The following is a 16,439-nucleotide window of genomic DNA, read 5'->3' on the forward strand; positions in this document are numbered from 1 at the left end:
CACGGGGCGGCGCGGGCCGGTTCGTAATTGGCGTTCGACCTGGCGCGCCATGCTGTTGTTGGCCGCGATCGAGGTGGTTATGGCGACCGGTTAGGGGCGAGTTGCCGAGTCGCGGTAAAGCCGCCCACGGGCGTGGACAATTTGCAGCTTGATCTTGCCCTAATGGCTTGGAGCGCCTTCCGTGGCAGCAGGTGATCGGCCGTACGAGGCGTGCGTCGTGCGGTGTTCCTGACCGGGCTGGTTGTCGCAGGTTCGGATCCTGGCCGGGCGAAGGGAATTGGCCATGACGCGACAGTTCTCGTCCCGAAAGGGAGGGGCTCGTTTGTCTGGTTGCCATCCCCCTGCACTCCGTCGTCGTACCCGAATCGCGGCCCGCGCGGCTCGGGGCGGCGGACGCCGCCGGGTGGGGTGGGCCATTACGCGGCCGACACCGCCGGGGGCACCGGCGCGATCGACCGGTACGACCCGTGGAGATAGAGCAGCGGCGCCTTCGCCGGATTCAGTGGGCCGTACGACACCGCCTCCCCGATGACCACCGAGTGGTCGCCCTGGTCGGAGAGGTCGCGTACGCGGCAGTCGAAGTAGGCAAGTCCCTCGCTGAACACGAGACAGCCGGTGGCCGGCGCCCGGTGCACGCGGACGCCGGCGAACGCGGCCGCGCCGGAGGGCCGCCGGGCGTCGGCGAACCAACGGGCGACCTCCCGTTGGTCCGCCGCGAGCACGGTGACCGCGAAGATGCCGGAGTCGCGGATCTGGGTGAGCAGTCGACTCCGGTGCTTCAGGCAGGTCAGGACCAGGGTGGGATGCAGCGAGACGGTGGTGAACGAGTTGACCGTCATCGCCAGCGGGATGTCGTCGTACACGCTGCTGACGATGCCGACGCCGGTGGCGAACGCCCCGGCGGTACGGCGGAACTCCACTGCCCGGTCCTGGTTGGTCATGGCGTCAGTCCTGACCCCAGACCAGGCAGAACGGGTGTCCCACCGGGTCGGCGTAGACCCGGAAGCCGTGGTTACGGCTGCCGCCGCCGCGCAGCCGGGTGGCGCCCAGCCGGAGCACCGCTTCCTCGGCCTCCTGGATGTCGTCCACCTCCACGTCGAGGTGGGCCTGCTGCGGGAAGGCCGGATCCGGCCACTGCGGCGGCTGGTAGTCGGCGACGCTCTGGAGGCAGAGGCGGGGATGCCCGTCCGCGCCCTTCAACGTCACCCAGTACCCGTCGCTGTCGGCCCACTCCAGGCCGGTCAGCTCGACGTAGAACTCCGCCAACTTCTCGGCGTCCGGACAGTCCAGCACCACCGAGTGCAGTCGACCGATCATCCGACCTCTCCCGTCATCGTCGTACGCGCGATGACCGGCGCCCCCGGTCACCGTGTCAGTGAAGGTACTCGCCGAAGGTGGTGAAGTAGTCGATGGCGCGCACGGGTGGCCCGGTCTCGGTGCAGACCTGGAGCAGCACCACCCCGCGGTCGTCGCCGTCGCCCGGTCCGCCGCTGGCGACGACCACTCCGCCGTAGTCGGCCTTGACGATCCGGCCGGGCGTGCCGCCGTGCGCCCGGGTCGGCCGGGTGGCGGCCTTGACCCACAGCCGGAACCCCCGGTGCGTCGTCCACGCGTTGACGAACGGGTCCGACTGGCCGCGCACCAGGTCGCAGATGGTGGTGGCGCTGTCCCGCCAGTCGATGCGGGTGTCCTCGACGCCGATCCGGTGGTAGAAGGACGCCCCCTCGGGCGGCTGCGGCTCGCCCCGGTGGCCCTCGGCGACCCGCTCCAACGCCTCGAGCGTGACCGGCACGTACTCCGCGAGGAGTCGTTCCAGGATCTGGCCGGCGGTGTCGTGCGGGCCGATCTTCACGCGGGCCTGGGTGATGATCGGGCCGGTGTCCAGTTCCTCCGCCATGTAGTGCACGGTGAGGCCGGTCTCCTCCTCGCCGTTGCGGATGGCCCAGTTGACGGCGCCGAACCCGGCGTACGCGGGCAGCAGCGCGTCGTGCGTGTTGACCGCGCCGCGTTCCGGGATGCGCAGCACCTCCGCCGGCACCCGGGTCCGCCAGTTGGTGGAGACGATGAGCTCCGGTGCGAGGTCGCGCAGTTGCTCGTGCAGGTCGGGCTCGCGGGCGGTGGCTGAGTAGCGCACCGGCAGTCCCAGGTCCGCCGCGGCCAGCTCCACGTCCGGCTCGCCGAGCCCGCTGAACTCGGCCCGGTGGGTGAGCACCAGCAGCACCTCGTGGTGCGGCGCGATGCCCCGCAGCACGGTCGCGCCGAGCTCGCCGTACCCGAAGAAGACGATCCTCACGGCTTCGCCGCCCGGGTGGCCCGCCCGGCGCGGAAGCGGACGGTGTTGACCCGCAGCCAGCCGGAGGAGTCGCGCTGGTCGAACACGTCGTCCGCCTCGAAGGTGGCGAACGCGGTGTCGTAGCGGCTGTGCGGGGAGCGGCGGCCGATCACCTGGACGGTGCCCCGGTGCACCCGCAGGATCGCGTCGCCGGTGACGTCCTGCTGGCTGAAGTCGATGGCGGTCTGCAACATCAGCCGCTCGGGGGCGAACCAGAGGCCCCGGTAGACCAGGGCGGTGTACTTCGGCATCAGCTCCTCCTTGAGCTGCGCCACCTCCGGGTCGAGCACCAGCGACTCCACCGCCCGGTGGGCGTGCCAGAGCAGGCTGCCCGACGGGGCCTCGTAGATGTTGCGGGTCTTCATGCCGAAGATCCGGTTCTCCACGATGTCGAGCCGGCCGATGCCGTGCCGGCGGCCGATCCCGTCGAGCGTCTCCAGCACGGCGCTGGCGGACAGGGGCGTCCCGTTGACGCCGACCGGGTTGCCGCCCTGGAAGTGGATCTCGACGGTCTCGGGCTCGTCGGGGGTGTCGGGAAGGTCGCGCACCCGGAACAGCAGCCCCTCGGGCGCGGGCTGCGCCGGGTCCTCCAGCGCCTCGCCCTCGTACGAGGTGTGCAGCAGGTTGCTGTCGATGGAGTACGGCCGCTCGCCGCTGCTGAGGTCCAGCTCGATGCCGTGCCTGCCGGCGTACGCGAGCAGGTCGCTGCGGGAGGCCAGGTCCCACTCCCGCCACGGGCTGATCACCGTGAGGTCGGGGCGCAGCGCGGCGAACGTCATCTCGAAGCGGATCTGGTCGTTGCCCTTGCCGGTGGCCCCGTGCGCCACGGCGTCGGCGCCGACCTCCTCGGCCACCCGCACCTGCGCGGCGGCGATCAGCGGCCGGCCGATGGAGGACCCCATCAGGTACTGCCCCTCGTAGAGGGCGTTGGCCCGGTACATGGGGAAGGCGTAGTCCCGGGCGAACTCCTCGCGCAGGTCGACCACCCGCACCTCGTCGGCGCCGAGCTTCTCGGCCTTGCGGGCGGCCGTGTCCAGCTCCTCGCCCTGCCCGAGGTCCGCGATGAACGCGGTCAGCCGGCAGCGGTACCGCTCCTTGAGCCAGACCAGGGCCACCGACGTGTCGAGCCCGCCGGAGAAGGCGAGCACGATGTGCTGGGGGGCGATGTTGTTCCGAGTCGACATGATGGTCACACCTCTCCGGCGGGCACGGTCGCCCACAGCTGGTCCATGGTTTCGTGGGTGAAGTCGCGGGTCAGGTCGGACGTCGAGGCGTACCCCATGTTGATGATCTTGCGGCGGCCCTGGCGGACCGGGGCGACCCGGTGCAGCGTGGTGTTGGTCCGCATCAGGTACAGGTCGCCGGGGAACAGCTCCATCGAGTAGATCGGACGGCTGACCAGCGCCCGGTTGATCTCCGGACGCTCCTTGTTCCAGACGGTGTTGGGCACGCACTGGACGAAGCCGCCGTGCTCCACTGGCGGGCACTCGACCACCCAGACCAGCGCGAAGGTGAAGTCGTCCCAGTGCCAGCCGTGGGTGTCGCCGTCCTTCTCCAGGCAGGTGATGACGAACTGCTCCGGCTCGTACGGGCACGGGTGCACCGGCTCGCCGGCCACCTCCGACAACACCCGCAGGATCGGCTCCGCGGTGTAGATCCCGTTGATGACGGTGCCCAGTTCGGCGATCTCGGCCCGGGTCACGTTGCGCATCCGGCGCGGCGTGTAGTCGGTCTCGGCGAACCGCAGGTCCCGGCGCGTACCGGCCTTGTCGATCAGCTCGTTGACCTCGTCGGCGACGGCCTTCTTGACGCTGTCGGGGGCGACGAAGGAGACCTTCGCGTGCCCCAGGTAGGAGAAGTCGCGGCGGGCCGTGGCGATGTCGTCCGGTGCCACGTCGCGCTCCACGTGCTCCCGCAGTTCCTGGTACAAGACTCTCGAGTCGAACACGGATCCTCCTTGGTTAACCTCGCGCCGCCGCGACGCGCGCGAAATCGATGACGGCCGCCGCCACCTGCGTCACGGCGGCGGAATGCAACACTCCGAAGTGGTCGGTGCCGATCCGCTGGGACCGGGCCGCCCCGACCCGCGCCGTCCACTGGGCGAGCTGCGCGTCGAGCAGGTCCGCGCCGATCACCAGCGCGGGAGTGTCGACCGGGCCGTCGTGGACGTACTCGGCGCTGGCCCGGACGTGGCGCTCGTAGCTGCGCCACCGGTGCGCCAGCAGCGCCGTGGGCACGGGCTGCTGGACGGCGGCCAGGCTGGCCGCGAGCGCGCCGAGGGCCAGCCGCTCGTCGAAGCCGGCCGGCTCCGGGCCACCCGTCACCCGGGGCCTCGGGGCGTCCGGCTCCAGGTCGAGGGCCCGGTGGATGTTCTCGGTGAAGGTGTCGAAGCGGTCCCGGACCTCGTCGGCCGGCAGCTCGTACCCGACGGGCGGGGCGGAGTCCAGCACGACCAGCGCCGAACGCCGACCGACCTGGTCGGCGGCCATCTGGTAGGCGACCTGACCGCCGAAGGACCACCCGCCGAGCAGGTCCGGGACCAGCCCCGCCGCGTCCAGGTCGGCCCGGTACCGGCGGGCCAGCGCCGCCACCGTCGGCAGCTCCGCGCTGTCGCGGGAGGCGGTCACCCGCCAGTGCTCCGGCAGCTCCGCCAGCAGGTCCTGGTAGTCCTGCGGGCTGCCCCCGGCGCCGTGCACGAGGTGCAGGTGCGGCCCCGGGCCCGCCCGCAACTCCACCAGCGTCGACTCCGCCGCCACCGGCTGCGACCCGTTGCCCAGCAGGTCGACCAACCGGCGGGGGGTCGGCTCGCCCAGCCACCGCACGACGTCCACCGCCGGTCGCCCGTCGGCCGTCAGCGCGTCCACGAGGCGCAGGGCGCTCAGCGAGTTGCCGCCGGCGGCGAAGAAGTCGACGTCCGCGTCGGCCGGCGGGCCGCCGAGCACGTCGGTCCAGGCGGCGACGACGTGCTGCCAGTCCGCCGACTCGGGCAGCGGGCCGGTCGCCCGGTCGCGGTCCACGGTGGCCGGGGCCGCGCGGCCGGCACGGGCGCGGGTGGCGACGTCGAACGAGCCGACCGTACGCTGCGGCTCGGCGCCGCCGTCGGCCAGCACCTCGTCCAGGTCGTGCAGCAGGGCCAGCACGCTGCTCTCCCGGTAGCGCCCGGTGTGGTACTCGATCTCGGCGAGGTAGCCGCCGTCGGCCTCCCAGACGGACATCGCCAGGTCGGCCCGGGCGGCCCGGTTCGGGCTGGGCAGCAGCGTCGCCGGGACCGGGCCGAGCCGCAGGTCGGTGCCGATCGGGCCGAGGTAGCTCAGCAGCAGCGGCGCGGGATCGCCCAGCGCGCTCCGGGTCGCCTCGGGCAGCGCCCCGAACACCACCGGGTACGGCACCGCCTGGTGGGTCAGCATCTGCCACATCCCGTCCCGGGCGGCACCCACCACCCCCGCGACGGTGTCCGCCCCGTCGACCGTGGCCCGGGCCACGCAGAGGTTGGCGGTGTAGCCGAGCAGCGCCTGGTCGCGGGCGGTCATCCGGTTCGCGGTCACCACGCCCACCGCCACGTCCGGCCCGGCGCCGGCCCGGGCGAGCACGATCTGCGCCGCGCCGAGGATGACCGCGAACGGGGTGGCGAAGGTGGCCTTCGCCAGGGCGGCGATCCCGGCGCCCGCCTCGGCGCTGAAGCCGTAGCGCAGGATCGCGCCGGGCGCGCCGCTGGCCACCTCGCCCGGCAGGTCGGGTTCCAGGACGGCGGAGGCCGCGCCGGCGAGCGCGTCGCGCCAGTACGCCAGGCTCTTGTCCCACCGGCCGTCCGCGCGGGCCGCGGCCTGCTCCCGCGCGTACGTGCTGAACGGCACCGGGTCGGCCGGGAAGCTGACGGCACGTCCCTCCCGCGTGGCCGCGTACGCCTCGGACAGCTCGCCGACGAGCAGCTGGACCGCCCAGCCGTCGAGGACCACGTGGTGCACGGTCAGCAGCACCTCGTGCCGGTCGCCGACCCGGACCAGGGTGATCCGGGCCAGCGGTGCCGCCTCCGGTTCCATCGGCCCGGCGTGCACCTCCTCGGCGACGAGCCGCAGCAGGGTGCCCGGGTCGGCCGGTCCCGGGTCGTCCACCTCCACCCGGTGCAGGCCCACGACGATCCGGGGCGCCACCACCAGCGTGACGGCGTCCGCCTGCCGGACGACCGAGGTCCGCAACGCCTCGTGCCGGTCGACCATCGCCTGCCAGGCGACGGCCAGCCCCGCCTCGTCGAGCGGCTCGTCGACCGCGAGCCGCCAGGTGAGGTGGTAGACGGACCGGTCGCGGGCCCGCTGGTGCACCCACCACAGGGCCTCCTGCATGCCGGTGGCCGGGACCGGGCCCGGGGCCGCCCCGGCGTGCTGCTCAGCCACGGGTGGCGAGCAGCTCGGAGGTCAACCGCTTGCGGTCGACCTTGTCCACCTCGGTCAGCGGGATCTCCGCCCGGTGGTGGAACGCCCGTGGCCGCATGTACGGGGGCAGGTGTCCCACCAGCCGGGTGAGATCGTCGTCGGCCAGCGCCGCGCCGGTGTAGACGGCGTGCAGGTCCAGCTCCCCGTCGGCGCCGGCCACGGTGAGCACCACGGCCTCCACCACGTCCGCGTGGGCGCGCAGCGCGGCCTCGATCTCGGCCAGCTCGACGCGGTTGCCGCGCACCTTCACCTGGTGGTCGATGCGGCCCTGGTGCACCAGCTCGCCGAACTCGCGGCGGACCCGGTCGCCGGTGCGGTACCAGTGCTCGGCGGTCAACGGCCCGGTGCCGTCGTAGAGCCGGCCCCGGTCGCCGTCGAAGGAGACGAACCGGCCCGCGTTCTCCGTCGGGTCCAGGTAGCCGGGGAAGCGCTGCTCACCGCGGACGCACAGCTCGCCGTCGTCGCACGGGCGCAGGTCCTCGTCGAGCAGCACGTAGTCGAGGTGCGGGTAGATGTCCCCGATCGGCACCGACCGGTTCGACGACTCGATCCGGGCGGCCGGGTCGGCGGGCACCTCGTACGCGGTGACGATGACCGTGGTCTCGGTGGGGCCGTAGCAGTTGATCACGGCGGTGTTCGGCGCGGCGGCCGTCCAGTCGTTGACCTGCTCGATGGTGAGCGGCTCCCCGCCGAAGGAGCTCAGCCGCAGGGTCGGCATGCTCTCCGGTGCCAGCGCCCGCAACCGCTTGGCGAACGAGATCAGCGACGGCACGGACAGCCAGTGCGTGAGCCGCTTCGTGTTGATGAAGCGCACCGGCGTCAGCACGTCGCCGCGCTGCGCCACGCACAGGGTGGCGCCGGTGCCCCACGCGCCGAACATCGCCAGGATCGAGCCGTCGAAGCACATCTCGAAGGTCTGCGAGACCCGCGACTCGGGCCGGAACCGGTACCGCTTGGTCACCTCGGTCAGGAAGGAGTCGACGTTGGCGTGGGTCGCCGGCACGCCCTTGGGCTTCCCGGTGGTGCCGCTGGTGAAGATGATGTACGCGAAGTCGTCGCCGCCCCGCTCCACCTCCGGCGGGATCTCCGCCGCGTCGCCCGGGGCGAGGAACCGGCGCCAGCCCTCACCGGTCAGGTCGAGGACCGTGACGGTGGTCTGCGCGCGGAACTCGGCCAGCCCGTCGCCGGAGGTGTCGTCGACCATGACGAGGTCGAGCCCCGCCTCGTCGGAGATGGCGAGGTTCCGGGCCGCCGGATTGGCGGGATTGAGCGGCACCACCGTCGCACCCAGCCGCAGGGCGGCCAGGTAGGCGATGTAGCCGACGAGGCTGCGGGAGGTGAGCAGCCCGACCCGTCGGGGTGGCCGTCCCGGCACCCGCTGCATGGCGGCCGACAACCGCTCGGCCGCGGCCCGCAACTCGGCGTAGGTCAGTGCGTCCGAGGCGACCTCGATCGCCACGTTGTCCGGGTGCTGCCGGGCCGACGTACGGAACCAGTCGTAGAGGGTACGGGTCTGCATCGCACATCCTTCACAAGGTCTGCCGGGGCGGGCGTTCCGCCGCCGGCGCTGGGGTGGTCGACCGGTCTCGTTCCAGGTGCCGCAGGTGGTCGAAGGTGGTCCGCACCAGCGCGGACCGGGGGCGTCCCCGGCGGGCCGACTCCACCGCGAAGCGCAGCGCCCGGGGCAGGTCCGCCCAGGCCCGCACCGCCCCGTCGTCGCCGAGGTGGCGGTACCGGAACGTCCGGTGCTGGGCGACGGCCCAGAGGTCGTCCAGGTGTGCCCCGGCGGCCTCCGGGTGCGCGACGACGTGGTCGCGGAGGAACTCCAGGGCCGCGTCCTCGTCCAGCAGCCAGTCGCCGGGCAGCTCCGGCTCGTCCCCGGCGCTGCCCGTACGGACCAGCCACTGTGGGTGCCCGCCGGCCGGCGGGGGCATCCAGAAGCCGAAGGCCAGCGCGTTGCGGCGGTCCTGTTCCGGGCGCCACGCCGGCGGCGGGGTCATCGCGGCGAGCAGCCCGGCGGTGCCCAGCCAGCCGGCGTACGGCTCCTGTTCGCCGGCGGGCAGCAGCCCGCTGAACCCGTCGACCACGTGCCAGTCGTCGCCGCGCCGGTCGTCGACCAGCAGCCAGTGCGGCGCGTGGGCGGTGCCGCCGGCCGAGGGGGACCAGGGCAGCGCCGCGTTGTCGGTGACCACCAGCACCCGGCCGTGGCGTCGCAGCTCCGCGTCGACGGACTCGACGACGCCGTCGACCGGGGCGGTGGCCCACGCCAGCCGGGTGCCGTCCGGCAGCCGGTCGAGCGGCACCCGGTGGTGGGAGAAGGCGAGCTGCCCCTCCGGCAGGTCCGTGCGCACCGCGACGCGTACCGAGTCGGCGAACCGGTCGGGGGTGTCGGCGAACTCGCCGGCCCGGTAGCCGGCCAGGTTGGCGGTGTAGCAGCTCAGCCCGGCGAAGCGGGGGTCCGGGGCGGTCATCGCGTACCCACCACGTGCGCCACGCTCGCCGGCACCCGGCTGTGCCCGCGCAGGCTCACCCACCGCAGGTCGGCCCAGCGGCCCGTCCGCCGGCCCGCCGGCACGGGAATGGCCCAGGGGCGGCCGGCGAGGCCCGCGCCGGTCGCCTTCACGCACGCCTCCTGCACCGTCCAGATCCAGGCGAACTCGCGGTCCCGGGCCGGTGCGGGCAGCCGGTCCAGGGCGGCGCGGACAGCCGGGGCGCAGCAGCGGCGCAGCAGGGCCGGCGGCGCGGGCACGGGCACCTGGACGTCGACGCCGACCGGCACGCCCCGGCCGAGCGCGGCGGCCACCGTCCCGGCGTCGTGGGACAGGCTGACGCTGATCCCCGGCCACTCGGGCAGGTGGGGCTGGCCGCCGTCGCGGGCGGCGATCGGCGTGGCGCCGGCAGCCCGGCCCAGCTCGGCGGCGAGCAGCAGGCGCAGCAGCGCCCGCGCGGCCAGCCGTTCGGCGCGCGGGCCGGCGGGGAGGTCACCGACGGTCGCCAGGTCCGCCGGGGCCGGCGGAAGGTGGGCGAGCAGTCGCTGCTCGGCCACGGCCACCCGCACCCGGGCGCCCAGCCGCAGCCGGACGATGCCCCGGTGGCGGCCCGTCGGGTCCCGGCGCGGCCGTGTCCGGCAGGCCAGCGCCGTCCGCTGCCGGGCCGTCACCATGGCCGGTCCCGCAGCAGGTCCGGCACGTGCTCGGCGATCCCGGCGAGCATCGCGCCGGTGGCGCCGCCGGCCGTGGCGAACATGCCGGCGGCGGCCCGCAGCTGCGCCAGCCCGCCCTCGGCGTACGCCTCCGCGCCGAGCAGGGCGGCGCACTCGCCGAGCACCACGTCCAGGCCCTGCGCCACCGACGTCTTCAGCAGCATGCTGGTCACCAGGGGCTCGGTGCTTCTCCGGTGGGCGTCGCAGGCCGCCCCGATCCGCCACGCCTCCACCACGCACCGGGCGAACCGCTCCCGGATCGCCGCGTTGTCCCAGGCCCGGCCGTCGCCGAGGGGACGCTCGACGAGCCGGCGGTGGGTGTCGGCGAGCACCCGCCGGCACATCGCGGCGGCCCACACGCCGCCCGCGAAGCGTTCCGTGGCGATGTGCCGGGCGAAGCTGACCATGCCCCGGCCGGGCCGGCCGATGAGGTACGACCGGTCCAGGCACACCTGGTCGAAGTGCAGGTCGCCGAGGCCGGCGCCGCTCAGCGGGGTGCCCCGGGTCGCGGACACCCGGACGCCGGGGGCGTCGGTGGGCACCAGCACCCACACGAAGCTGGTGAAGTGCCGCTGCGGGCGGTGCCGGGCCAGCACGAGCGCGTGCCCGGCGGTGCGGGCGTTGGTGATCCACCGCTTCCCGCCGTCGAGCACCAGCGACCGGTCGTCGAGGCGTACCGTCGTGCCGAGGTCCATCAGGTCGGAGCCGGCGCCGTCGCGGTCCGTCGCGGCCAGCGCGAGCGTCGCGCGACCGGCGACCGCGTCGAGGTACGCGGCCCGCACCGGCCCGTCCGCCGGCTCCGCGTCGACCTGTTCGCGCAGGACGGGCAGCGCGCTGGCGACCTGGACGCAGACGGACAGCACCACCCCCACCGGGCAGTACGCGTCGAGGGTGCCGAGCAGCCCCGGCAGCTCGGCCGGCCCGAGGTCACGAAGCAGGCCGTGCTCGCCGAGCGCCCGCCAGACGGCGCGGGCGTCCCCCGGGGACTCCAGCCCGCGCAGCGCCGCCCCGGTACGCGCGGCCACGTCGGCACCGGTGTCGGGTGCCGCCGGGACCGGCCCGGTGGGGGCCGTCGCCGGTGCCGTCCGCAGCTCAGGCAAGGTGCACCTGCCGGTCGCGCAACGTCAGCGCCCCGTTGACCAGCAGCAGCCGGTCGTTGGCGTAGTTCAGCGAGGCCGAGCGGAGGTCCCGGAAGACGCGCTCCAGGTACAGCGGCGACGACCTGAGGTAGCCGTGCCGCAGGCCCACCAGCTCCACCATCTCGTCGGCGGCGGCGAAGCACTGCTCGGCGGCGTGCACCTTCAGGGAGTTGACCAGCAGCTGGGTCGACGGGTCGGCCACGTCCGGGGTGCCCTCCACGGCGGCGACGGTGTGCCGCAGCAGGGCGTTGACCAGGTCGAGCCGGCCCCGGACCCGGGCCAGCCGGGTCAGCAGCAGCTCCGAGGAGGGGTCGAACTGGCCCCGGCCGGCGTCGCGGATGTGGTGCAGGATCCGCGACAGCGCGCCGGTCGCCGCGCCGAGCCACGCCGCCGACCAGCCGATGTGCGCCAGCGGGCCGAAGGTGGGGGCGACGATCTCGCGGAACTTCCCGGGGGCGCCGATCACCTGGTCGGCCGGCACCCGCCCGGTCAGGCGCATCGGCACGCTCTGGGTGGCCCGCATCCCGAGCGGCTGCCAACCGCCGCGCACCTCAAGCGTGAGCTGGTCGCGGCGGGCGTAGACCAGGGAGACCTGGCTCGGCGAGGTGGCGTCCGGCGCCAGCGTCGTGATGAGGTACGCGTCGGCGTGCTGGCCGCCCGTCACGATCGGGGCGTCCCGGTCGATCGTCAACGTTCCGGCGTCCTGCCGGACCGTCGACTCCGAGCTGAGCAGGTGCCCGCCCTTGCCGCGCTCGGTGGTCACCGAGGCGAGGTAGACGTCGCCCTTGCCGAGCTCCGGCAGGAGCCGCGCGGCGAACGGGCCGTCGGCGTGCCGGACCACCGCCACCACCTGCTGGCAGTGCATCGCGAAGATCAACGCGACGGACATGTCCACCCGGGCCAGCCGCAGCGTCACGTCGACGAGGTCGCCTAGCCCGCCGCCCCCGCCGCCGTGCTCCGCCGGCACGAGCAGGCCGAGCAGGCCGGTGGTCCGCATCGCGTCCAGCGCCGCGACGGGGAACTCCGCCGCCTCGTCGGCCTGCTCCGCGTGCGCGGCGGCGGCGGCCAGCACCTGCTCCACCGCGGCCTCGTGGCGGGTCGCGGTGCTCACGCCGCCCGCCCCCGCAGCGACTCGATGGTGTTCCACAGGCTGCCGGCGGTGGCGAAGGTGCTGTCGGTCAGCAGCTCGTCGGGCATGGACACGCCGTAGGTGTCCTCGATGGTGAACAGCAGCTCGATCGCGCGCATCGAGTCCAGGCCCAGCTCGTTGAGCGAGGCCTCGGCGGTGATGGGCTGCGTTCCCGCGTACTTGAGGAACGGCTTGAGCAGGTCCGGAAAAGCGGCGTCCATTGTCAGATCAACCCCTGTCGCTGCCGATGACGGTGTGCCGGGTGAGCTCCAGCCGGGTCACGCCGGTGATCCGGCCCCCGGCGACGGTGACCTCGACCGGCATGGGATGCGCGAGGAAGGCCACCAGGCTGGCGTAGAGGCCGTACGCGCCCACGTTGGGCACGGCGACCAGCTGGCCCGGGACCAGTGGCGGGAGGGCCGCGGCGCGGGCCCACGTGTCCAGCGGCGTGCACAGCGGACCGGTGACGATGGTCCCGGGCACCGGCGCGCCGGCCGCCGCGTCCACGGTGACCAGGTCCGGCACGATCGGCGGCAGCCGGCGCAGCCCGGACATCCCGCCGAGGTGGTGGATGCCCGACTCCAGCACCACCACGGTGGCGCCCTGCGACCGCTTCACGTCGAGGACCCGGGTGACCAGCGTGCCGCAGGTGCCGACCAGGTACCGGCCGGACTCGAAGGCGACGCCCGGCCCGCGCTCCGGCCAGCCCGGGAAGGCGTCGGCCAGCAACGCCGTCAGCCGGTCCGCCAGCTTCGGCAGCTCCAGCCGGTCGCCGGCCCGCGCGAAGGGCGCCCCGAAGCCGCCGCCCAGGTCGATCAGCTCCGGCTGCGTCCCGGTCGCCGCCGCCAGCCGCCGTACGGTGTCGACGGACTGGGTGAACTGGGCGAGCAGGGCGTCCTCGCCGTCGACGTTGCTGCCCATGTAGAGGTGGAACCCGACCGGGGACACGTTCCGGCGTGGCCCGAACAGCTCGGGCCGGTCCAGCACCCAGCGCACGTCCGCGCCGAACTGCGAGGCGACGCCGGTCATGGTGAGCCCCTGCCCGGGGGCCGGGGTGTCGTCGTTGATCCGCACCAGCGCGCGTACCTCGACGCCGTGCCCGCGGGCCACCCGGTCGAGCTGGTCCAGCCCGTACGGGGAGTCGACGGAGAAGAGCCCGACGCCGGCCCGTACGGCCTCGACCAGGTCGACGTCCCGCTTGCCGGGGCCCGTGTAGAGGACCTCGGCCGGGTCGCAGCCGGCCGCCAGCGCGACGCGCAGCTCGCCGGGGGAGCAGACCTCCGCCCGGCACCCCGCGGCGGTGAGGTCGGCGACCACCGCCGGGTGCGGGTTGGCCTTGAGCGAGTAGAACAGCTCGGCGGGCCCGGGCAGGGCGGCTCGCAGCGCGGCGTACGAGCGGGCCAGCTCGTCCAGGTCGTAGAGGTACGCCGGGGTCTGCGGCGCGTCCGGCCGGTCGAAGAGTTCCGCTAGCTCAGACACGGGCGCGCTCCGACCACATCCGGTACAGCTCCGCCCGGTCGACCTTGCCGTTGCGGGTCAGCGGGATCTCCGGCACGACCAGGCAGGTCCGGGGCGTCTTGATCTCGTCGAGTTCGGTGCGCAGCGCGGCGAGTACCTCCGGCGCGGTCAGCTCGGTCACCGCGAACAGGGTGGCCGAGTCGCCGCCGTCCTCGGCACGGGGCGGCAGCACGGCGGCGGCCTGCACCTGCGGTATCCGGTACGCCGCCGCCTCGACCTCGGTGACGCTGACGCGGATGCCGCGTTCCTTGTAGATGTCGTCGCGCCGGCCGACGAAGTAGAGGTAGCCGTCGGCGTCGAGCCAGCCGTGGTCGCCCGTGCGCAGCTGGGGGAAGAGCCCCTCGGCGCGGGGGAAGCGCTGCGCGGTGAGCTCCGGGCGACGCCAGTAGCCCGCCATCACGTGCGGGCCCCGGACCACGATCTCGCCGACGGTGCCGGGCGGCACCGCCGCGCCGCCCGCGTCCACGATCAGGATCTCGGTGCCGGGCAGGGCCCGCCCGGAGGCGCCGGGCCGGCGCAGGTCCTCGTCCACCGGCATGATCGCGGCCCGCTTGCACTCGGTGAGCCCGAACATCAGCTGTACGCGCAGCGTGGGGATGCGGGCGCGCAGGTCGCGCAGCACCTCGGGCGGCATCGCCGCGCCGGTGTTGGTGAGCAGGCGCAGCGCCGGCACGGCCGTGCCCGGGCGGGACAGCATCCGGGCCAGGCCACGGGCGAGGGCGGGCACGGCGGGCAGCACGGTCGCGCCGCTGTTCACCAGGTGCCGGGGCAGCGTCGGGCCGGTGTCGGCGGGGGAGGCCAGGTGCAGCCGGGCGCCGGCCAGCGTGCTGAGGAAGATCTGGTACATGCCGTAGTCGAAGGAGAGCGGCAGGGCGCACCACACGACGTCGTCGGCCCGGTAGCCGAGCTGGGAGGCGATGGCCCCGGCAGCGAAGACCACCTGCGCGTGGGTGGACACCACCGCCTTCGGCATGCCGGTGCTGCCGGAGGTGTAGATGAGGCAGACCGGGTCGACGGCCAGCGGGGCCGCCGCCGGCTCGGCGTCCGGGCCGTCCCGCACGATCCGGCGCAGGTCCGCCGTGCCGACGGTCGGCACCCCGTGCTCGGCGGCCACGGCGAGCGCCCGGGGGTTGTCGCTGACGAGCAGCGCCGGTTCGGCGTCGGTCAGCACGTGCGCCAGGGCGATCGCGGGGGACTGGTCGTTGACCACGCTGAACACGGCGCCCGCCCGGGAGCAGGCGTACAGCAGGGCGGGCAGCAGCGGGTCGGTGGGCAGGCAGACCACCACCCGCTCGCCCCGGCGGACACCACGCCCGGCCAGCCAGCCGGCGAGCCGCCGACTGGCGGCGTCCAGCTCGCCGTAGCTCTGGACCAGGTCTCCGTGGGCGATCGCCGGCGCGTCCGGCCGGGCGGCCGCGGTGCGGTCCAGCAGCTCGTGCAGCAGCCCGCTCACCGGCCCGACACCCCCTGCGTCGCGGGCCGGGCCCGCTCGAACACGGCACCCAGCGAGTCGAGGTCGTGCAGGGCCGGGCCGGTCAGGTCGTCCGGGTCCAGCTCCACCCCCAGCCGGGTCTCCGCCCGCTCGATCACCTCGACCAGCCGGAACGAGTTGAAGCCCGACAGCGTCCGCAGCGGACGCCCGTCGACCGGCACGTCAGGGCCGACGCCGAGGACGCCCCGCACCTCGTCGGCCAGCACCTCGCGGATCCGGCCCGGGTCGGCGGCCGACCCGCCCCGCGGCGGCGGCACCGGCCCGGCGTCGGCGAGCCGTCCGGCGAGCGCCACGTCGTCGCGCAGCAGGCCCGCGAGCTGGTCGAGGACGGGGGCGGGGAAGACGCCGCCCCGGCGGACCCGGCGCATCGCCACGTAGCTCTGCCCGGCGAGCGCGAGCCAGGCGTCGGCGCGGGCGGCGGCCTCGCGTGCCGCGTCGGCGGCGCCCGGGTCGCCGGCCAGCCAGGCGGCGTGCAGGGCCCGGGACCGGCCGAGCAGCCACACGTCGAGGACCAGTTGGGCCGCCGCCTCCGGCTCGCCCGCCCGCCGTCGGACCGCCGCCAGGTAGTCCTCGATCCGGTCGGCCCCGGCGCGCAACGCGGCGGCGTTGTCCCGCAGGATCGCCGCCCGGTCGAGCAGCGGGGCACCGTCGGCGACGACGGTCATCGCGGTCGCGCGGGGCACCGCCGCGTCGAAGTCGGCGGCCGGCATCCGCCACGTCCCGGGTCGCGCGTCACCCCACTGGGTGGAGTTGTGGTAGCCGTCGACCACCACGCAGTGCTCACCGGCGTCGACCAGCAGGAAGCTGTGCTCCATGTGCTGGTTGCCGGCGTACGGCAGCCAGCTCATGGTGAACGTGTCCGCGACCACGTAGAGCGGCGAGTGCTCCGCCACCAGCTCACGCAGCCGCGCGCCCGGCACGTCGTCCCAGCGTCGGGTGACCCGCAGGCCGAGCAGGTCGGCCGCCTCGGCCAGCCGCTGGTCCACCGACGCGGTCACCGCCGGCGTCCCGGCCGGCCCCTCTGCGGTGTGGAAGCGCAGGGTGGCCCCGAGCGCCAGGTGCGCGCCGGGCCCGTAGGCCCGGTCGGCCAGCGCGGCCAGGTTCACCTGGACGCAGTCCAGCAGGTCGGCGCGGAGACCGGTCAGCACCGGCGTCCACTCCCGGCTGCGCGTCGGCACCGCAGGCACAGCGACCATG

At 74.6% G+C, this 16,439-nt stretch carries 15 protein-coding genes; all 15 read right to left on the reverse strand.

The genetic code is table 11. The features are described from left to right. Positions 1–416: 416 nt before the first annotated feature. Genes RM555_RS04660 through RM555_RS04730 form a run of 15 tightly spaced genes read right to left on the reverse strand, consistent with a single transcriptional unit; the run spans position 417 to position 16,438 of the window. The gene (locus RM555_RS04660) at positions 417–941 is read right to left on the reverse strand and encodes a flavin reductase family protein (RefSeq protein WP_311410605.1); all 525 of its coding nucleotides are present in this window, start codon (positions 939–941) and stop codon (positions 417–419) included. Between the two features lie 4 nt (positions 942–945). Beyond that, positions 946–1,317, reverse strand: coding sequence for a VOC family protein (locus RM555_RS04665; RefSeq protein WP_132231726.1), 372 nt, complete (start codon positions 1,315–1,317; stop codon positions 946–948). Positions 1,318–1,372: 55 nt separating this feature from the next. After that, positions 1,373–2,293: a methionyl-tRNA formyltransferase gene (locus RM555_RS04670; protein WP_311410606.1), complete on the reverse strand. Its 921-nt coding sequence runs from the start codon at positions 2,291–2,293 to the stop codon at positions 1,373–1,375. After that, on the reverse strand, positions 2,290–3,516 hold the full coding sequence (locus tag RM555_RS04675; protein WP_311410607.1) for an argininosuccinate synthase: 1,227 nt from the start codon (positions 3,514–3,516) through the stop codon (positions 2,290–2,292). The genes RM555_RS04670 and RM555_RS04675 overlap by 4 nt, the downstream gene beginning before the upstream one ends. A 5-nt stretch (positions 3,517–3,521) precedes the next feature. Beyond that, positions 3,522–4,280, reverse strand: a complete 759-nt coding sequence (locus RM555_RS04680; protein ID WP_151453749.1) for a HalD/BesD family halogenase — start codon at positions 4,278–4,280, stop codon at positions 3,522–3,524. 13 nt (positions 4,281–4,293) lie between these two features. Then, positions 4,294–6,723, reverse strand: a complete 2,430-nt coding sequence (locus RM555_RS04685; RefSeq protein ID WP_311410608.1) for a condensation domain-containing protein — start codon at positions 6,721–6,723, stop codon at positions 4,294–4,296. Further along, positions 6,716–8,281 (reverse strand): amino acid adenylation domain-containing protein, encoded by a 1,566-nt coding sequence (locus RM555_RS04690; protein WP_311410609.1) that lies wholly within the window; start codon positions 8,279–8,281, stop codon positions 6,716–6,718. Before RM555_RS04690 ends, RM555_RS04685 begins: the two co-directional genes overlap by 8 nt. A gap of 10 nt (positions 8,282–8,291) precedes the next feature. Beyond that, positions 8,292–9,233, reverse strand: a complete 942-nt coding sequence (locus RM555_RS04695; protein ID WP_311410610.1) for a hypothetical protein — start codon at positions 9,231–9,233, stop codon at positions 8,292–8,294. Further along, entirely contained in the window at positions 9,230–9,925 is a 696-nt protein-coding gene (locus tag RM555_RS04700; RefSeq protein ID WP_311410611.1) for a 4'-phosphopantetheinyl transferase family protein, read from the reverse strand. Before RM555_RS04700 ends, RM555_RS04695 begins: the two co-directional genes overlap by 4 nt. After that, a complete protein-coding gene (locus RM555_RS04705; protein ID WP_311410698.1) occupies positions 9,919–11,055 on the reverse strand; it encodes an acyl-CoA dehydrogenase family protein in 1,137 nt (378 codons plus the stop codon). The genes RM555_RS04700 and RM555_RS04705 overlap by 7 nt, the downstream gene beginning before the upstream one ends. A gap of 1 nt (position 11,056) precedes the next feature. Beyond that, positions 11,057–12,214, reverse strand: coding sequence for an acyl-CoA dehydrogenase family protein (locus tag RM555_RS04710; RefSeq protein ID WP_311410612.1), 1,158 nt, complete (start codon positions 12,212–12,214; stop codon positions 11,057–11,059). Then, positions 12,211–12,453: a phosphopantetheine-binding protein gene (locus RM555_RS04715; protein ID WP_089002193.1), complete on the reverse strand. Its 243-nt coding sequence runs from the start codon at positions 12,451–12,453 to the stop codon at positions 12,211–12,213. Before RM555_RS04715 ends, RM555_RS04710 begins: the two co-directional genes overlap by 4 nt. Before the next feature lie 7 nt (positions 12,454–12,460). Further along, positions 12,461–13,711 (reverse strand): type III PLP-dependent enzyme, encoded by a 1,251-nt coding sequence (locus RM555_RS04720; protein ID WP_311410613.1) that lies wholly within the window; start codon positions 13,709–13,711, stop codon positions 12,461–12,463. After that, a complete protein-coding gene (locus RM555_RS04725; RefSeq protein WP_311410614.1) occupies positions 13,704–15,203 on the reverse strand; it encodes a class I adenylate-forming enzyme family protein in 1,500 nt (499 codons plus the stop codon). The genes RM555_RS04720 and RM555_RS04725 overlap by 8 nt, the downstream gene beginning before the upstream one ends. Further along, positions 15,200–16,438 carry a phosphopantetheine-binding protein gene (locus RM555_RS04730; protein WP_311410615.1) on the reverse strand — a complete coding sequence of 413 codons (1,239 nt, stop codon included), beginning with the start codon at positions 16,436–16,438 and terminating at the stop codon, positions 15,200–15,202. The genes RM555_RS04725 and RM555_RS04730 overlap by 4 nt, the downstream gene beginning before the upstream one ends. Position 16,439 lies beyond the last annotated feature (1 nt).

Source organism: Micromonospora reichwaldensis (assembly GCF_031845925.1).
GTDB classification, from domain to species: Bacteria; Actinomycetota; Actinomycetes; order Mycobacteriales; family Micromonosporaceae; genus Micromonospora; species Micromonospora reichwaldensis.